Annotated in this window: 12 protein-coding genes and 1 pseudogene; 4 read left to right on the forward strand and 9 right to left on the reverse strand. The window is 74.4% G+C overall.

Features of this window, described 5'->3' with window-relative positions:
• Positions 1-27: 27 nt before the first annotated feature.
• Positions 28-2,856 (reverse strand): ATP-binding protein, encoded by a 2,829-nt coding sequence (locus tag ACN261_RS05750; protein ID WP_421484309.1) that lies wholly within the window; start codon positions 2,854-2,856, stop codon positions 28-30.
• Positions 2,857-3,028: 172 nt separating this feature from the next.
• Positions 3,029-3,256, reverse strand: a complete 228-nt coding sequence (locus ACN261_RS05755) for an FmdB family zinc ribbon protein (protein ID WP_421484310.1) — start codon at positions 3,254-3,256, stop codon at positions 3,029-3,031.
• Between the two features lie 56 nt (positions 3,257-3,312).
• On the opposite strand from ACN261_RS05755, the gene ACN261_RS05760 reads away from it, so the two are divergent.
• The 3 genes from ACN261_RS05760 to ACN261_RS05770 all read left to right on the forward strand — a co-directional run bounded on the left by ACN261_RS05760 (position 3,313) and on the right by ACN261_RS05770 (position 9,233).
• Positions 3,313-4,731, forward strand: a complete 1,419-nt coding sequence (locus ACN261_RS05760; RefSeq protein ID WP_425848780.1) for a lytic transglycosylase domain-containing protein — start codon at positions 3,313-3,315, stop codon at positions 4,729-4,731.
• A gap of 72 nt (positions 4,732-4,803) precedes the next feature.
• Positions 4,804-5,820 carry a GNAT family N-acetyltransferase gene (locus ACN261_RS05765; RefSeq protein ID WP_425853562.1) on the forward strand — a complete coding sequence of 339 codons (1,017 nt, stop codon included), beginning with the start codon at positions 4,804-4,806 and terminating at the stop codon, positions 5,818-5,820.
• 140 nt (positions 5,821-5,960) lie between these two features.
• The gene (locus tag ACN261_RS05770) at positions 5,961-9,233 is read left to right on the forward strand and encodes a lamin tail domain-containing protein (protein ID WP_425848782.1); all 3,273 of its coding nucleotides are present in this window, start codon (positions 5,961-5,963) and stop codon (positions 9,231-9,233) included.
• 55 nt (positions 9,234-9,288) lie between these two features.
• Here the strand turns inward: ACN261_RS05770 and ACN261_RS05775 are convergent, their stop codons facing one another.
• From ACN261_RS05775 to ACN261_RS05805, 7 genes are all read right to left on the reverse strand, one after another.
• Complete coding sequence (locus ACN261_RS05775) at positions 9,289-9,954, reverse strand: helix-turn-helix transcriptional regulator (RefSeq protein WP_421484313.1); 666 nt, start codon at positions 9,952-9,954, stop codon at positions 9,289-9,291.
• Between the two features lie 594 nt (positions 9,955-10,548).
• Complete coding sequence (gene hemB / locus ACN261_RS05780) at positions 10,549-11,532, reverse strand: porphobilinogen synthase (protein ID WP_421484314.1); 984 nt, start codon at positions 11,530-11,532, stop codon at positions 10,549-10,551.
• A 19-nt stretch (positions 11,533-11,551) separates the two neighbouring features.
• Positions 11,552-13,132 carry a uroporphyrinogen-III synthase gene (locus ACN261_RS05785; protein WP_421484315.1) on the reverse strand — a complete coding sequence of 527 codons (1,581 nt, stop codon included), beginning with the start codon at positions 13,130-13,132 and terminating at the stop codon, positions 11,552-11,554.
• Positions 13,129-14,097, reverse strand: a complete 969-nt coding sequence (gene hemC, locus ACN261_RS05790) for a hydroxymethylbilane synthase (RefSeq protein ID WP_204924777.1) — start codon at positions 14,095-14,097, stop codon at positions 13,129-13,131. Before hemC ends, ACN261_RS05785 begins: the two co-directional genes overlap by 4 nt.
• Complete coding sequence (locus ACN261_RS05795; RefSeq protein ID WP_421484316.1) at positions 14,094-15,485, reverse strand: glutamyl-tRNA reductase; 1,392 nt, start codon at positions 15,483-15,485, stop codon at positions 14,094-14,096. The genes hemC and ACN261_RS05795 overlap by 4 nt, the downstream gene beginning before the upstream one ends.
• Positions 15,482-16,252 (reverse strand): redox-sensing transcriptional repressor Rex, encoded by a 771-nt coding sequence (locus ACN261_RS05800; RefSeq protein WP_145921832.1) that lies wholly within the window; start codon positions 16,250-16,252, stop codon positions 15,482-15,484. The genes ACN261_RS05795 and ACN261_RS05800 overlap by 4 nt, the downstream gene beginning before the upstream one ends.
• Before the next feature lie 293 nt (positions 16,253-16,545).
• Positions 16,546-16,800, reverse strand: a complete 255-nt coding sequence (locus ACN261_RS05805) for a glutaredoxin family protein (RefSeq protein WP_421484317.1) — start codon at positions 16,798-16,800, stop codon at positions 16,546-16,548.
• 896 nt (positions 16,801-17,696) lie between these two features.
• On the opposite strand from ACN261_RS05805, the pseudogene ACN261_RS05810 reads away from it, so the two are divergent.
• Positions 17,697-18,536 (forward strand): annotated as a pseudogene (locus tag ACN261_RS05810) (ECF subfamily RNA polymerase sigma factor, BldN family); the annotation flags it as partial.
• Positions 18,537-18,697 lie beyond the last annotated feature (161 nt).

Here is an 18,697-nt window from a genome sequence, read left to right on the forward strand (position 1 = left end):
CCGGAAGACCCCGGACGGCACGGCGGGTCAGGCCCACTCCTCCCGGCGGTCCGCCTCGCGGCGGCGGACCGGCCGGGGCGTCACCACGCCGGTCGCCCGGAACCGGATCGAGTCGGCCGCCATGTCCGGGTGCTCCACCGCGAACGCCAACGCCGCCGCCTCCTCCAGCCCCAGCTCACCACCCTCGCCGTACGCGGCGTCGAAGGCCGCGTCGCCGAGGATGCGTCGCAGCTCGGCCTGCTGCTGGAGCCAGTACGAGCCGTAGATGCCCGGGGTGCCGCGCAGCCGGGCCCGGGTGGCCTGGGCCGCACCGAACAGCCGGGCCGCCGTCAAAGGCTCCCCGCCCAACGCGCAGCGCACCGCCACCGCGTTCACCGTGTCGCAGGCCCGCCCGTGGTAGCCGTGCCCCATCCGGGCCCGCAACGCCACCAGCAGGTGCTCGTGCGCGGCCACCAGGTCACGCCGCGCCAGCGCCACCATGCCCAGCAGCATGTCCACCGAGCGGCACCCGCGCTCCACCGGGCGGGCCGCCTCCACCGGTCGGGCCCGCCCCAGCAGCTCCGCCGCCTCGACCAGCGCGCCCCGCCGCCACAGCAGCTCGGCCAGGTGGTAGACGGCGAGCAGCGCGTCCCCGCCGACCTCCTGCTCGTTGGCCCACTCGATGACCTCCCGGCAGACCCGCTCCGCCTCGGTGAACTGCCCCATGTCGACGAGCGGCACGGCCCGCCCGGCGAGCACCCGGGCCAGCAGCCCCGCGTCGCCGGCCTGCCGGGCCGCCGCCTCCGCGCGCTGCGAGAACCGCAGCTCCTCGGCGAACTCGCCGTCCGCGCCAGCGTGCAGCGAGTGCAGGTGGTACGCCGCCGCCAGTTCCGCCTCGGGGATCGCCTCGCCGGTCTCGGCGATCCGCCCGTACAGCCGGAACAGCCACAGCCGGGCCTCCCGGGACAGCCCGCGCTCCCGCCACCACTGGTCCAGCCCGCCGGCCAGCAGCAGCCCCGCCCGGGCGCTGCCCCCGGTGGCCGACCAGCGCAGCGCCGAGCGCAGCTCACCGGCGAGCGGGTCGACCGCGTACAGCGACAGGGTGACCGGACGGCCGTCCGCCCCCAGGTGGGCCCGGTGCAGCGCGTGCTGCGCCCAGGCCACGTGCCGGTCCCGGGCGGCCTGCTCCTCGCCGGTCTCGACCAGCCTGCGCGCCGCGTACGCCCGGATCGGGTCGAGCATCCGGTAGGTGCTGCCCGAGGCGTGCGGCTCGGCCAGCACCATCGACTTGTCCACCAGCACCGACAGCGGGTCGAGCGGGTCGTCACCGATCAGCCACTCCACCGTGGCCAGGTCCACCGGCCCGGTGAAGACCGCCAACCAGTGCAGCAGCCGGGCCGCACGGGGCCCCAACGTCCGGTACGACCAGGTGACCGTGGCCTGCATGGTGAGGTGCCGCTCGGTCGCCGACCGCTGCACCGCCCGGTGCGCGGCGCTCGGCGGCGTCTGGCCCGAGGCGGCGGCGACCAGGTCCACCGTGTCCTGCTGGTTGCCCGCCCAGCCCCGCTCGGGGGGTCGCTCCGGCACGCCCCGGCCGGCGTCGAGGGTGCCCAGCATGTCGTCCAGGCGGGCCGCCAACTGACCGGCCGAGAGCACCCGCAACCGGGCCGCGGCCAGCTCGATCGCCAACGGCAACCCGTCCAGCCGCTGCACCACCCGGCGCAGGTCGCCGGCCTCCGTCCACTCCGGCGGCCGGCCACCCCGGGCCGCCGCCGTACGGTCCAGCAGCAGCGCCACCGCGTCGCTCTCGGTACGCCCCGGCTGCGGGTCGACCGCCAGCGGCGGAATCCGCCACACCACCTCGCCGGGCAGGCCGAACGCCTCCCGGCTGGTGGCCAGCACCCGCACCCCGCTGCCCCCGGCGAGCAGCCGGGAGATCACCTCGGCACAGGCCGCCGGCTGGGCGTCACAGGTGTCGAGCACCACCAGCATCCGCCGGACGGCCGCGTACTCGACCAGGGTGTCCAGGATCGGGCGGCCCGGTTCCGGCCGGGCCCCGAGCACGGCGGCGATCGCGAACGCCACCAGCCCCGGGTCGGTGACCGTGGCGATGTCGACGAACCACACCCCGTCCGGGTACGCCTCCACCTGACCGGAGGCCACCTCGACGGCGAGCCGGGTCTTGCCGGCCCCGCCCGCACCGACCACCGTGACCAGCCGCTGGCGGCGGATCAGCAGATCCAGCTCCACCCGCTCGGTGTCCCGGCCGACGAACGAGGTGACCTGGGTGGGCAGGTTGTGCGCCAGCGCCTCGGCGGTGTTCGGGCGGGGGAACTGCCGTTCCAGCCCCGGCGCGACGAGCTGGAACAACCGTTCCCGGTCGTCGAAGCCGCGCAGCCGGTGCAGGCCCAGGTCGATCAGGGTCGCCCCGTCGGGCAACGGGTGGGCCAGCCGCTGCGTCGACGCCGAGCAGAGCACCTGCCCGCCGTGCGCGGCGGCGGCCACCCGGGCGGCCCGGTGCACCTCGGGGCTGGCGTACTCGCCGTCGCGGGGTTCCGCGTAGCCGGTGTGCAGCCCCATCCGTACCCTCGGCGCGGCCTCCGGGTTGGGCCAGTCGTGGGTGGACAGCGCCCGCTGCGCGGTCAGGCAGGCGGTCAGGGCCGCCGACGCGTCCGGGAAGGCGAGGAAGAACGAATCCCCCTCGGTCAGCAGCTCCGCGCCGTCGGTCTCGGCCAGGGTGTCACGCAGCAGCCGGCGGTGCTCCCAGAGCACCGGGCGGTAGTCGGACCCGAGCAGTTGCGCCAACCGGGTGGAACCTTCGATGTCGGTGAAGACGAAGGTCACCCAACCGCTCGGGAGGTGCATCCGTGGCGACATGCGTGACCTCCACCCCTGACGTCGGGTTCATGCTGCCCTATGGTCGACCGGTCACGCATCGTGAGAACGGTCGGGCGATATCAGACCCAAGGGGTCACTGATCTCGGCGCACCGGTGCGCCGGACCGTTACATCGGCCGCTTCCGGCGCGGTCGGCAGCCGATCCGGTCAGGTCAACAGCCGCAGCCGCCGCCGCAACAGCCACCGCCGGCGGCGGGCCCTGCCGGAGCGCCACCGGTGACGGAGCCGCCCCCGCGGCCGGTGACCGCCACGGTGGACAGCAGCTTGACCGTGTCGGCGTGCCCCCGGGGGCAGTCGGCCGGCGCACCGGCCTCGGCCATCGGTCGGTTGACCTCGAAGGTGTCGCCGCAGGCGCGGCAGCGGAACTCGTACCGGGGCATGGGCCCACCCTACGGCCGGACCTGACTCCCCGGCCGACATGGGTGATACTCAAACGGTGGTGAGCGGCGAAGATTCGACGGAACGGCCCCTGCGCGCAGCGACCCCACCCGAGGATGTGCCCCCCGCCCCGCGACGCGGCTGGCTTCCCCGCCCCCGCCGGCCCCGCCACGACGCCCTCACCCCGCCGGCCGCCCCGGCCGGTGACGGCCCCGCCGCAGGTCCTCCGCCGGCCGCTGCTCCTGCGCCGGCCGCCGGGACGGACGCCCGTCCCGGGTCCGACGCGCCGGCCGCCCCGGGCGGCGGGACCGGACCCGCCGAGCGGGCCGCCCCGGGCGAAGGGACCAAGCCCGCCGAGCCGGCCGCCGGACCCCCCGCGAAGACCGACGGGACCGGGAAGGACGACGACGGGGAGACTTCCGAGCCGGCCGCGAAAGCCGAACCCGCGGAGAAGACCGAGCCGGCCGCGAAGACCGACGGGACCGGGGAGAGCGGCACCGGCGACAGCGCCGCGACCGGGGCGAAGATCGGTCGGCGACGGCGGGTGCCGTTCGCGCACGCCGTCCGGCTGCCGCCGCCCCGGCAGGCGGCCCGGGCCGCGACCCGGGCCGCCCGGGCCTGGTCACGCCGCCCCAGCGGCCGGTTGACCCTCCCCGGCCTGTTCCTGTTCGCGCTGGTCGCGGCGACCGCCGCGGTCGGTGCGGTGGTGGTGCCGGGCGCGGTCCGGGCTCCCCGGCCGGTCGCCGTGGACGACAGCGCCTCCACGGGCACCGGGGTCCCGTCGGCCGGGGCGACCACCGGGGTGCCGGTGTTCCCGGGTACCGCCGCGCCCACCCTGCCGCTGGGCGGCTTTCCGTCGGCCGGGGCCGTGCCGAGCGGACCGGCCGTGCCGCCCGCCGCCGGCCGGCCGGCCGACGCACTGGGCGACTGGGCCCGGGTCGTCGGCACCAAGGTGGGCGTCTCCCCGGTCGCCATGCAGGCGTACGGCTACGCCGAGCTGGTGCTCGCCCAGACGAACCGGAGCTGCCAGCTGAGCTGGACCACGCTGGCCGCGATCGGCTACGTCGAGTCCCGGCACGGGCAGGCCAACGGGGCGACCCTCGGGCCGGACGGCCGGGCCGTACCGGAGATCATCGGTGATCCGCTCGACGGCAAGGGTGGGCGGTCCCTGATCCGGGACACCGACGGGGGGCTGTTCGACCGGGACACCGTCTACGACCGGGCGATCGGGCCGATGCAGTTCATCCCGACCACCTGGCAGCAGGTCGGCGCGGACGCCGACAACGACGGCCGTAAGGACCCGCACGACCTGGACGACGCCGCCCTCGCCGCCGGGAACTACCTGTGCCAGGGCGGCCGGAACATGACCATCCCCGGCGACTGGTGGGGTGCCATCCTCTCCTACAACGACGTGCGCCGCTACGCGCAGGACGTCTTCGACAAGGCCCAGGAGTACGGGCGCGCAAGCCGTACGTGAGGTGATCGTCCGCATACATTGGCGGACCGGACACTTCCCCCGAAGAGCCGTTGACGGCAAGCTAGACGCGTGATGGTGCGCGAATGGGACCCCCGAACCGCGTCGTCCGCCGAGATCGGCTCCGTGCTGGACACGCTGAACGCGGTCCTCGCGGCCGACCTCCCGCAGGACCCGCCGTGGCGGGAGGACTCGCTGCGGGAGTACCTCTCCGAGGTGATGCCCGGCGAACGACGTATCTCCTGGGTGGCCCACGCCGATCCGCCGCCCGGTGGGGGTCCCGCCCCGATCCTCGGGCACGTGCACGTGCTGATGCTCGGTGACATCGGCGTGCTGGAGGTGCTGGTGCACCCGGCGGTACGCCGCAGCGGGCTGGGCCGGGAACTGGTGCTGACCGCCGCCCGCCGGGTCTACCAGGAGGGCTTCCGGTCCATCGGCGTCGAGGTGGTCGGCGACACCCCGGCGATCGGTTTCTACTCGTCGCTGGGCTTCACCCGGGAGTACGTCGAGACCCGCAGCGTGCTCGACCTCGGCACGGTCGACTGGACGGCGCTGACCGAGATGGCCGTCGCCGTCGACCCGGGCTACCACCTGGAGTTCTACCCGGGCGGGCCGTCCGACGACCTGATCGAGGCGTACGCGCGGGCGAAGGCCGAGGTCCGCGACGTCGACGACGGCGAACTGCGCCCCAGCTCGTACGATCCGCAGCGGCTGCGGGACAGCCTCGACACGCTGCACCGGCGGGGCATGAAGCCGTACATCGTGCTCGCCCTGCACGAGCGCACCGGCACGGTGGCCGGCCTGACCGAGGTGGTGGTGCCGGTCCAGCACCCCACCCGCGCCGACCAGTACGACACCATCGTGGTGCGTGAGCACCAGGGCTACGGCATCGACCGGGCGATCAAGGCACGGATGCTGCTGGAGCTGCGGTCCGCCGAGCCGGAGCTGACCGAGGTGCAGACCTGGAACGCCCAGGCCAACGAGGCGATGCTCAAGGTCAACGCCGAGCTGGGCTACCAGCCCGACCGGGACTGGTGCGAGTACAGCGTGGACGTCGCCGAGCTGGTGCACCGGCTCGACACCCACCGCTGAGCAGGGCGGCCGGCGGCGTCCGACCGGGGACGCCGGACACCACTGTCGCGAATTCACCACATCGCCCCCGGGGGGATGGACGGCGGACAGCGGCGCACCTTAACGTGCGTTGGTTCCCGTCCACCCATCGTGGAGGCCCCATGCGCCTGCGCCGCAGATTCGCCGCGCTCGCCACCGTCGCCGTCGTCGCCGTACCGGTGCTCGGCGTCGCTCCCACCGCGGCCACCGCCGCGCCGACCGACCTGTTCATCTCCGAGTACGTCGAAGGCTCGTCCAACAACAAGGCGATCGAGCTGTACAACGGCACCGGCGCGGCGGTCGACCTGACCGCCGGTGGCTACCAGCTCCAGCTCTACTTCAACGGGTCCACCACGGCCACCACGATCGCCCTCACCGGCACCGTCGCCGCCGGGGACGTCTTCGTCTTCGCCGCCGCCTCGGCCGGCCCGGCGATCCTCGCCCAGGCCGACCAGACCACCGGCGCGAGCCTGTTCAACGGCGACGACGCGATCGTGCTGCGTCGGGGTGCCGTCGTGCTCGACGCGATCGGGCAGGTCGGCGTCGACCCGGGCAGCGAGTGGGGCAGCGGGCTGACCAGCACCGCCGACAACACGCTGCGCCGGCTGCCGTCGGTGTCCAGCGGGGACACCGACCCGTCCGACGCGTTCGACCCGGCCACCCAGTGGGCCGGCCACGCCACCGACACCTTCGACGGGTTGGGCGCACACACCCTCGACGGCGGCGGCCCGGTCGACCAGCCGGCCGTGCTGACCTGCGGCGGGACGTTGACCATCGAGGCCGGCGCGACGGGCACCCGGCAGGTCACCGGCACCGACCCGGACGACACCGTCGTCGACCTGGCGGTCGGCGCGGTCACCCCGGCGCCGGCGAGCGGCTCGATCAGCCGTACCGCGTTCACCCCGGCGACCGCGCCGGGTGGCACGGCCACCGCCACGGTCACCGCCACCGGCCTGCCCGCCGGCACGTACACGGTCACCGTGACCGCGACGGACGCCGACGGCGGCACCGCCACCTGCCCGCTCACCGTGCAGGCCAACGGGGTGCTGTCGGTGGGTCAGGTGCAGGGCCCGACCCGCGACGACGAGAACCCGCGCACCGACCGGTCGCCGCTCGCCCCGCCCAGCGGCACCGGCACCAGCCCGCTGCTGTACGACGTGCGGGGCGTGATCACCCAGAAGTCGCTGACCCGCACCTCGGCCGGTGCCGACCAGTACGGCTTCTACCTGCAGAGCCGCACCGGCACCGAGGACGGCGACCCGCTCAGCTCGGACGGGATCTTCGTCTTCATGGGCGCGTTCACCACGCTGATCGGCGGCTACGCGCCGACCGTCGGCGACGAGGTGGTGCTGCGCGGCCGGGTGTCGGAGTACTTCGACCAGACCCAGCTCTCCGGTGCCTCGCTGGTCCGCCGGCTCGACACCGGGCTCGACGTGAACACCGCCGTGACCGTGGACGACGCGGTCCCACCGGCCGACGCGACGGCGGCCGACCGGTTCTGGGAGCGGCACGAGGGGGCCCGGCTGCGGGTCCGCAGCGGCTCGGGCGTCACCGGCCCCCGGGACGTGTTCGGCTCCACCGCCGACTCCGAGGTGTGGGTGGTGGACCGGGCGGACCCGCTGCTGGCGCGGGCCGACCCGTACGCCCGCCGGGTCTTCCGGGACGCCCACCCGCTGGACGACGTGCCGGGGCAGCTCTTCGACAACGGCAACGGGCAGCGCATCCTGCTCGGCGGCGGCGGCGTGAAGGCCACCGCCGGTGACTCGACGGCGCTGCTCCCGCCGGCACGTACCTTCGACACCCTCACCGCCGACGCGTTCGGCGCGGTGTCGTACGGCTTCAGCAAGTTCAGCGTGCAGCCGGAGTCGCTGGCCCTGACCGCCGGGGTCGACCCGGCGGCGAACAACCCGCCGCGCCCGGCGGACCGGGCCCGGGAGGTCGCGGTGGCGACCTACAACGTGGAGAACCTGTACGACTTCCGCGACGACCCGTTCGACGGCTGCGACTTCACCGGCAACACGGGCTGCCCGGGGGTGTCCCCGCCGTTCGACTACGTGCCGGCGAGTGAGGCCGACTACCGGGAGCACCTGTCCGAGTTGGCCGCGCAGATCCGCACCGACCTGCACGCCCCGGATCTGATCCTGGTGCAGGAGGCCGAGGACCAGGACATCTGCTCGGTCTCCGGCAGCAGCCTCGTCTGTGGCACCACCGACAACGCCGACGGCGCGCCGGACACCCTCCAGGATCTGGCGCTGGCGATCCGGGCCGCCGGTGGTCCCGCCTACACGGCGGCGTACGACCGCACCGGCGCGGACGCCCGGGGCATCACCTCGGCGTTCCTCTACCGCACCGACCGGTTGTCGCTGGCCGGGGCGAGCGCCACCGACCCGCTGCTGGGTTCCGCGCCCACCGTGCAGTACCGGTCGGCGGGGCTGGCGTCCAACGCGGACGTGCAGAACCCGAAGGCGCTCAACGCGGTGCTGCCGGCCGACACCGACACCTCGACCGGCAAGGACGGCAACAACGTCTTCACCCGGGCCCCGCAGCTCGGCAAGTTCGTGGTGAGGGCGACGCCCGGCGGGTCGGAGTCCTACCTGCTGTACGCGCTGAGCAACCACTACTCGTCCGGGCCGGACAGCCGGGTCGGGCAGCGCACCGAGCAGGCCGCGTACGGCGCCGCGATCGTCACCGCGATCGAGGCGGCCGACCCGGACGCCCGGGTGGTGTACGGCGGGGACCTGAACGTCTTCCCCCGCCCGGACGACCCGATCGCGACCGGCGCGAACCCGACCCCGTCGGACCAGCTCGGGCCGCTCTACCGCGCCGGCTTGCGCAACCTCTGGGACGACCTGGTGGCCGACGTACCGTCGGCGGCGTACTCGTACAGCTTCCAGGGCTCGGCGCAGACGTTGGACAACCTGTTCGTCAACGACGCGCTGCACGCCGACCTGGTGCAGATCCGGGCCGCGCACGTCAACGCGGACTGGCCGGCGGAGTTCACCGGGGACGGCACCCGGGGGGCCAGCGACCACGACCCGCAGGTGGCCCGGTTCCGCAGCCAGCCGTCGCTGCGGGTGGCCGACGCCACCGTGGTGGAGGGTGACCGGGGCACCAGCACGATGACGTTCCAGGTCACCGTGTCCCGTCCGCTGTCCCAGCCGACCACGCTCTGCGCCGCCACGGTGGGGCTGACCGCGACGGTCGTGCTGGACTTCGAGCCGTACGTCGGCTGCCGGACCCTGCCCGCCGGGCAGACCTCGCTGGCGTTCCCGGTGACCGTCCGTGGTGACCGCAAGCGGGAGGCGGACGAGAAGATCGCGTTCGCGGTGGCCGGTCCGTTGAACCTGCGGTTCGCCGACCTGCTGGCGACCGGCACCATCACCGACGACGACTGACGATCCCGTACCCCGACGGCCCGTCGGTCCGGCTTCCCGCCGGATCGGCGGGCCGTCACCATTGCGGGCGCACCACGCGGGGCGGCGGTGGCACGTTGCGGTACTTCGCCACCCGCACCTCCCACTGGCTCCGGCGGCGCATCGCGTCCCGGACGGCCCGGTTACGGCGGAACGTCTCCGGCGGTCGGGCGAGCCCGTAGACGTCCGCCCACCACTCACCCGGTTCCGGGTCGAGAATCGTGTCGAGGTGCGACGGGTAGCGGCGCTCGGCACCGTCCCGGGTGTCGTCGCGGTCCCGCATCGGGGTGAGCACCCGGCCGAACTCGTCGACCACGGCCAGCCTGAAGCCGGCCGCCGCGATGATCCGGCGCAGCAGGGCGATGCTCGGCGTGAGCGCACCCGCCTCGATCCGACCCACCGTGCCGTGGTGCACCCCCGCCCAGCGCGCCAGTTCCCGTTGACTCGCGTCGGCGCGCCGCCGGACCGCCCGCACGATCCCGGCCGCCGGCCAGGGCAGGTCGTACGGCTTGCTGAGGAAGGTCGGCGGCTCGTCCTCCCGCCGTTCCTCCTCCCCGCCCGGGCCCTGCGCGCTCCTGGGGGACTCCGGCCCGGCGACCGGAGCGCCACCCGATACCGGACCGGAGGCGCAGGCCGGAGAAACCGGACCGGGGCCCGGGGCGGAATGAGCGGCGGGTCCGGGCGGCGGAGTGGAGTCGGTCATGCCGCCACCGTCGCGCCCCGCCGAGCACCGTCGCAACCCCGCTCTCGCCACCTGTGGACGACGGTGCCGCCTGTGGATAACTCCCGCGTCAACCGCCGACCTCGCCGACCACAGCGAGTAACTCTGCCGCTCGGACTCCTCCAGTTACAGAGAGTAAGGCTGAAGTCAGCAGCGTCACCACCACCAAGATCCGCAATATCCGCCCGAACTGCGGAAACGCCATTCGATCCTCGCCCCTACCCACCCCATTACCGACGCTTTGCTCTGCTGCCCTATCCGCGACGGACACCTACAGCAAGCGTCGCGCGGAAGGCAGCAGAGCAAAGTCTGCGAGGGAGGGTAGGTGAGGGTGGGCGAAGGAATACGGAGAGCGACCATCCCGATGCCGAAACCAGGGGCAGACGACGCCGACGAGGACCAGCCCTGTGCGCCGGACCGGCAGGCGGACGTCGCGGTGAGGAAGGTCAGGCACCCGGTGCCGGAACCGGGCGGTGGGGCGCGCGGTCAGCCGGGCCGGAGTCGGGCGGCGGCCGGCGCGCTCAGGATGCGACGGCGCTGCCGGATCGGGGGCCGGCAGCGCCCCGGGCCGTCGGGTCAGTAGCGCTGGCGCAGCAGCGTGGCGGCCTCGACCGCCCAGTAGGTGAGGATGACCTGCGCGCCGGCCCGCCGGATCGAGGTGAGCGTCTCCAGCATCACCCGCTCGCGGTCGATCCAGCCGTTCGCGGCGGCCGCCTCGACAGTCGCATACTCGCCGGAGACCTGGTAGGCGGCGACCGGGACGTCCACGGCGGCCCGGACCGCCGCCACCACGTCGAGGTAGGGCAGGGCCGGCTTCACCATCACCAGGTCGGCACCCTCGGCCACGTCCAGCTCGACCTCGCGCAGGGACTCCCGCAGGTTCGCCGGGTCCTGCTGGTAGGTGCGCCGGTCGCCGTCGAGCGCCGACTCGACGGCGTCGCGGAACGGGCCGTAGAAGGCGGAGGCGTACTTCGCCGCGTACGCCAGCACCGCCACGTCGGCGTGGCCGGCGGCGTCGAGGGCCCGGCGGACCACGCCCACCTGGCCGTCCATCATCCCGGACGGGCCGACCATGCCGACCCCGGCGTCCGCCTGCGCCACCGCCATCTCGGCGTACGCGGCCAGGGTCGCGTCGTTGTCCACCCCGCCGTCGGGGGTGAGCAGCCCGCAGTGCCCGTGCGAGGTGAACTCGTCGAGACACAGGTCACTCATCACCACGGTGGCGTCGCCGACCTCGGCCACCACGTCGCGGATGGCGACGTTGAGGATGCCGGCCGGGTCGAGGCCGCCGGAGCCGGTCGGGTCCCGCCGCTCGGGCACCCCGAACAGCATGATCCCGCCGACCCCGGCCTGGACCGCCTCCACGGCCGCCTTGCGCAGCGAGTCCCGGGAGTGCTGGAGCACCCCGGGCAGCGACGCGATGGCCCGTGGTTCGGTCAGCCCCTCCTTGACGAACATCGGCACGACCAGCTCGGCCGGGTCGACGCGGGTCTCGGAGACCAGCCGCCGCACGGCCGCGTTGCGACGCAGCCGGCGGGGCCGGATCTCGGGGTACGGCATGAGGGGCCTCCCAGTACGGCTAGCGGAACCTGAGCGCGGTCGGCCCCTGCACCTTCGAACCCCGACGCTGCTTCGCCGGCATGGCGGCGAGCTTCTCCCGCAGTTCGACGGCGTAGGCGGCGAGCGCCTCGACCAGGTCGGGCACCGAGGCGTGCGGCGGCTGCACGTCGACCCGCAGGCCGAACTCCGTCGCGGTCTCCGCCGTCTTGGGCCCGATGACGGCAACCACGGTACGCGCGTGCGGCTTCCCGGCGATACCGACGAGGTTACGCACCGTCGAGGAGGACGTGAAGAGCACCGCGTCGAACCCGCCCGACTTGATCGCGTCGCGGATCTCGGCGGGCGGCGGGGCGGCCCGGACCGTCCGGTACGCGGTCACGTCGTCGACCTCCCAGCCGCGCTCGGTGAGCCCGGCGGCGAGCGTCTCGGTGGCGATGTCGGCGCGGGGCAGCAGCACCCGGCCGACCGGGTCGAGGATCTCGTCGTGCGGGGAGAACTCGGCCAGCAGCCCCTCGGAGGACTGCTCCCCGGCGGGCACCAGCTCCGGCTGGATGCCGAAGGCGCGTACCGCGTCGGCGGTCGCCTCACCGATGCAGGCGATCTTGACGCCGCCGAAGTGCCGGGCGTCGAGGCCGTGCTCGGCGAACTTCTCCCAGACCGCCCGGACCGCGTTGACCGAGGTGAAGATCACCCAGGCGTACCGGCCGTCGACCAGCCCCTTGACCGCCCGCTCCATCTGGGCCGGGGTACGCGGCGGTTCGACCGCGATGGTCGGCACCTCGCACGGGATCGCCCCGTACGCGCGCAGCCGGGCGCTCATCGCCCCGGCCTGCTCCTTGGTCCGGGGGACGAGCACCTTCCAGCCGTACAGCGGACGGTTCTCCCACCAGCTCAGCCGGTCCCGCTGGCCGACGCCCTCGCCGACGGTGAGCACCACCCGGCCGGTGAAGCCGAGCGCCGCCGCGACGAAGGAGTCCACGCTCGACGTGGTGGTGTACTGCGTCTCGCCGGTCCCGTCGCCGGTCACCCCGACCCCGGTGCCGCCGTCCACCCCGGCGGCCAGCAGCCCGTCCCGCACGGCGGCCAGGTCACCGGCGTCGACCGCCAGGGCCAGCGAACCCCGGGCGACGGCGGCGGCGAGCGCGTCGAAGTCCAGCGTGCCGACGTCCTCGACGTCGGCGGCGGTGCGTACCCCGGGCAGCGGCACCCCGGCGTAGGTGGCGACGCCCTCGGCCTGGCCGACGCCCGGCACCACCTCGAAGTGCGCGGCGGTACGCGCGACCGCCTGCACCTCCTTGACCACCGAGTCGTGGCCGAACGGGTCACCGGCGACCAGGTGCACCGCGTTGAGCCCGGAACGGGCCGCGCTGATGAGCATCTTCGCCACGTCGCCCGGCACGCCCTCGGCGGGGCTGAACTGGGCGTCGGACCGGGCCTGGGCCCGGACCACGTCGAGCAGCGTCTCGGGGACTCCCCGGTCGTACACCACCTGGTCGGCGTCGACCAGGGCGTCGTGGGCCCGGCGGGTCAGCAGGCCCGGGTCACCGGGTCCGGCGCCGACGAACGCGATGCGGCCGACGGGCTTACGGGTGCGGGTCATTCTGTGCTCCCAAATTGCTGGGTCCCCGGGCCGGTGCTTCCTTCGTGGCCGAGGATCGAGTCGGCGCCGAGTTCGAGGAGTTCGGCGGCGAGTGCCTTGCCGATCTCCGCCGCGTCGGCGGGCGTTCCGGTGCGGGACAGCCGGATGTCTCGCGAACCGTCCGGGCTGATCACCGCCCCGCGCAGGTAGATCTCATCACCGGCGTCGCCTTCGGCGAGTTCGGCGTAGGCGGCGACCGGGGCGGAGCACCCGGCCTCCAGGGTGGCCAGCAACGCGCGTTCCGCGACGACCGCGGCCCGCGACGGTGCGTGGTCGAGCACGGCGAGCAGCTCGACCAGGTCGGAGTCGTCGGCCCGGCACTCCACGGCCAGCGCACCCTGGGCGGGCGCGGGCAGCATCAGCATCGGATCGAGCGTTTCGGTGATCACGTCGGTGCGGCCGAGCCGGGCCAGCCCGGCCCGCGCCACGACGACGGCGTCGAGGTCGGCGTCCGGGCCGAGCACCCGGGCGAGCCGGCTGTCGACGTTGCCCCGGATCGGGGTGACCTCCAGGTGCAGGCCGAGGGCGTGCACCTGGGCGATACGGCGCAGCGCGCCGGTGCCGACCACGGCCCCCGGCGGCAACTCGGCGAGGGTACGCCCACCGGTGGCGACCAGCGCGTCGCGCGGGTCCTGCCGGGGTGGCACGGCCGCGACGTGCAGCCCGCTCGCCCCGGCGGTGGGCAGGTCCTTGTAGGAGTGCACGGCCAGGTCGATGGTGCCGGCGGTCAACGCGTCGCGCAACGCCGAGACGAAGACGCCGACGCCGAGGCGCTGCACCGGCGCGGACGACCGGTCCCCGGCGGTGACCACCTCGACCAGCTCGACGGCGCGGCCGGTCGCCGCGGTGATCGCCTCGGCGACGTGGCCGGACTGGGCCATCGCCAGGGCGCTGCCCCGGGTGCCGAGGCGCAGGGGGGTACTCATCGCTCACCTCCGGTGGGCGGCTGGTCGGTGTCGGTCGCCGGCACGTCGGCGACCCCGAACGAACCACGGCCGTCGACGGTGTCGACCACGTCGGGCACCGCGTCGACCCCGGAGGTCTGCGGCACCTCCAGGTCGAACAGTTCGCGCAGCAGCGCGGCGTACTGGTCACCGCCCGGTTCGGCGGCGAGCTGGCGGACCTTGACGGTGGGCTGGTGCAGCAGCCGTTGCACCACCCGGTGCACCGTGCGGGCCACCTCGGCGCGCTGGTCGTCGCTGAAGTCCGGGCGACGCTGGGCGAGCCGGCGCAGTTCGGCGGTGACCACGTCGTCGGCGCGTCCCCGCAGGGCGGCCACGGTGGGTGCCACATCGGCCCCGCGCAGCCAGCTCAGGAACGCCTCGACCTCGGCAGCCACGATCCGGCCCACCTCGGCGGCGTCGGCGGCGGCCGGGCCGTCGGCGAGCAGTGCGGCCATCCGGTCGATGTCGATCACCTCGACGCCGGGCAGCCCGGCCACCTCGGGTGCCACGTCGCGGGGCACGGCGAGGTCGAGCAGGACCAGCGGCCCCCGGTCGGGGTCACGGCGGTCGAGCGCCCGGGTCACCACGTCGACGGTGAGGACCGGTTCGGTGGCCGCGGTGGCGGCCACTACGATGTCCACTGTGGAGAGCGCGGGGACGAGTCCGGCGATCGGGACGGCGTTCGCCCCGTACGACTCGGCCAGCCGGACGGCCCGGTCGGCCCCCCGGTTGGTGACGGTGAGCGGCCCGGCGGCCCGGCGGGACAGCGTCGCCAGGCTCAGCGCGCCCATCGCGCCGGCCCCGACCACCAGGGCCGGCCGGCCGGCGAGGTCGCCGTCGAGCAGTTCGGCGGTGAGGTCCAGGGCGGCGGTGACGACGCTCTGCCCGGCCCGGTCGATGCCGGTCTCGGCGTGGGCCCGCTTGCCGACCCGCAGCGCCTGCTGCATCAGCTCGTGCAGCAGCCGTCCGGCGGTGTCCGCGCCGGAGGCCCAGTGGTAGGCGTCGCGGAGCTGGCCGAGGATCTGCGCCTCGCCGACCACCATGGAGTCCAGCCCGGCGGCGACCCGGAACACGTGGTCGACGGCGGCCGAGTCGTAGTGCACGTAGAGGTGGCTGGCGAAGGCGGCGGGCGGCGCGCCGGCCTGCTCGGCGAGGACGGCGCAGACGTCGCCGAGGCCGCCGTGGAAACCGGACACGGCGGCGTACACCTCCACCCGGTTGCAGGTGGAGACGAGCACCGCCTCGGCGACGTACGGCTGGGCGACCAGGCGGTCCAGGGTGCGGGTGAGGTCGGCGGGGGCGACGGCAAGCTGCTCCAGCGTGGCCACGGGAGCGGTGCGGTAGGACGCGCCGACGACGAGCAGCTTCACGTGCCGATCGCCTCCTGGGTGTCGGGGGTCGCGAGCCCGCCGGGCAGGGCGGTGAGGGCGGAGCCGCCGGCGGCGGGCAGCGCGGTCAACGACGCCTTGCGGTGCTCGTGGAAGGACAGGATCTGAAGCTCGATGGCGAGATCGACCTTGCGCACGTCGACCCCGTCCGGCACCGAGAGTACGCACGGCGCGAAGTTGAGGATGCTCGTGACGCCGACGGCGACCAGCTGCTCGGCCACCGCCTGGGCGGCCGGCGCGGGGGTGGCGATCACGCCGATCGAGATCGCCTCCTCGGCGGCGACCCGGGGCAGCTCGTCGACGTGCCGGACGACCAGCCCGTTGATCATCTCGCCGACCCGCGAGGCGTCGGCGTCGAACAGGGCGGCGATCCGGAAACCCCGGCTGGCGAAGCCGTCGTAGCCGGCCAGGGCGTGACCGAGATTACCCACCCCGACCAGGGCGACCGCCCGGCGCTGGGTGAGCCCGAGCACGAACTCGATCTGGTCGATCAACAGGGCGACGTCGTAGCCGACCCCCCGGGTGCCGTACGAGCCGAGGTGGGAGAGGTCCTTGCGGAGCTTGGCCGAGTTGACCCCTGCCGCCCCGGCCAGCCCCTCGCTGGAGACCGTCTCGTGGCCGGCGTCGGCGAGGTTGTGCAGGGCGCGGAGATACTCGGGGAGCCGCGCGACGGTCGCCTCCGGGAGGTCCGGGAGCGCCGGTACGGCACCGGCGCGGCCGGGCGCGCCAGGGTGACGGTGCTGACTCATGAGACTCCGTGCGGTGCGATCCTCGGCCGGCTCCGGTGCCCGCCCGTTGGGGGACCCCCGCCGGTGGCCGGGCGAGCCGGCCGTGCTAGCAGGGCGCGTCGAAACTACAGAGTAGGCGCTTGTGAAGACGTGCACAAATCGCGATCTTGCTGAATCGCGGCCCCCCTGCACCTGCTCCTCCATCTCACAAGATCGATCGGGCACGCCAGCGGTGCCGCCGCGCGATTATTGCGCAATCCCGACTTCTCTCACCAATCGCGCTTGCTCGATGACCCAGCGTGATTCGCGCCACCCTAGAGCTGGGGGGTGGTCAGGTCGCGCAGCAGCCGCTCCTCCTCCACCCGCCAGTAGCCGTGCTCCCTGCCGTCGAGCAGCACCACCGGCAGCCGGTCGCCGTACTCGCGCTCCAGCTCCACGTCGCCGGTGACGTCCTTCTCCACCCACCGGTCCCCGGTGACCGCCACCACCCGCTCCAGCGCGGCCTTGGCGTCGTCGCACAGGTGGCAACCGGGACGGGTGATCAGGGCGAGCCGGGCGGCAGTGGACATCGGGACCTCCGGGTGAGGGCGGCCGGACTCGGCCGCGACGGGGATGCGCGCGGTGGACGGACCGCTGCGCACCGGTGCCGGATGCCCGGCGGCGGGCCGGGCACGCCCGCCCAGTCTCGCCCGTCCCCGGGTGCGGCACACCCGGGACGCCCGAGCCGGTCGCGCGGTGGCTGAGTCTGGCACGCCGTCGACCGCCCGACCAGGCCCACACACCGAACCGTCACGCAGCGTCGACCGGGACCACCCGAACGGGGCCGCCCCGACCGCCCCCGGGGCGGTGCCGGACGGACCCGTGGACCCCCGTTACCGGACCGGCGGGGCGGGGTGCCGGTGGCCCTCCACCACCCCTCTGGGCTGCAATTTCCATCAAGGAACAAGTCGCGACGTGAAAGTCAACCGACCACGACGGACAACCGGTCCGCCAGGGGTCCGCGGGCCGGGCAAATACTTTGGCCCTGTGTAACGGACTTGGCACACGCGGGTGACGTTGGCCCTATCATCACTCGGGTCGGCTCACCCCATTTGCCGTGAGTCGACACCCCTCAGCCCGAGGAGGCCCCCGTGCCTGTGCGCGCATTGGACCAGCACCTCAAGGGGATCTGCCGCGCGTCGGCACCCCCCCACACGGCCCTGCCCGTCCGGGGCAGACCCGGCGCGGCGGCCACCCGCCGCCGTCCGGTCACGGTCGTGATCCGCTGCGGGGAGGCCCGGTGACCGCCTTCGGCTACCCGGATCATTCCACCGGACTGACCGGGCCGACGCCCCGGGCGGCGGTCAACGAACGGCTCGACCCGGCCCGGCCGGAGGCGACGCCCCGCCGGCCGCACCAGCGTCCGCACCCCAACGAGGCGGCCCCCCGGCCCGCCGCCCCCGGCGGCAACGCCACGCCGGCCGGCCGGGTGACCTCCCACTCCCGGCCCCCCATGCCGACGCAGACCCGACGGGTCGGCGAGCCGCCCGCCACCACCGATCCCGCCGGCGGGGAGACCGCCGTGATACCTGTGGTGCCGGCCGACGACACCGCCGTCATCCCGGCCGTACCCGCCGACGACACCGCCCTGATCCCGGCCGTACCCGGCGGGCAGCCGACGGCCGCCGGACCGCCGGCCACCGCGACACCGCCCGCCGGCACCTCCCCCACCGGCTTCCCGAGCCGCCCCGACCCGTCCGACCCGGCCACCGAGGTCTGGACGCTGGTGGAGCGGGCCCAGGCCGGCGAGGCCGAGGCGTTCGGCCTGATCTACGACCGGTACGTCGACACCGTCTTCCGGTTCGTCTACTTCCGGGTCGGCAACCGGCAACTGGCCGAGGACCTCACCTCGGACACCTTCCTGCGCGCCCTCAAGCGGATCGGCAGCTTCACCTGGCAGGGCCGCGACCTCGGGGCCTGGCTGGTCACCATCGCCCGCAACCTGGTCGCCGACCACTTCAAGTCAGGCCGCTACCGGCTGGAGGTGACCACCGGCGACGTGCTCGACGCCGACCGGGAGGACCGGGGGCCGGAGGGCAGCCCCGAAGCGGCGGTGGTCGAACACATCACCAACGTCGCCCTGCTCACCGCCGTCACCCGGCTCAACCCCGAGCAGCAGGAGTGCATCGTGCTCCGCTTCCTCCAGGGCCTCTCGGTGGCCGAGACCGCCCGCGCGATGGGCAAGAACGAGGGAGCGATCAAGGCGTTGCAGTACCGGGCGGTCCGCGCGCTGGCCCGTCTGCTTCCGGACGGCTTCCAGCCCTGACCTGCCGCGACGATCACTCTTCGTGATTTCACTCCCGACCGTCCCGTAACCGGGGCCCCGCACGGAGCGTTTCTCCGGGTGCGGCCGGTGGTTGTCCGGCGCGCCCCGGACCCGTCCCGGTCCGGAGCAGCGCCGCCGACACGACCCTGGTACGACGGTGC

The sequence above is a fragment of the Micromonospora sp. WMMD723 genome (assembly GCF_049863385.1).
Classification (GTDB): domain Bacteria; phylum Actinomycetota; class Actinomycetes; order Mycobacteriales; family Micromonosporaceae; genus Micromonospora; species Micromonospora wenchangensis.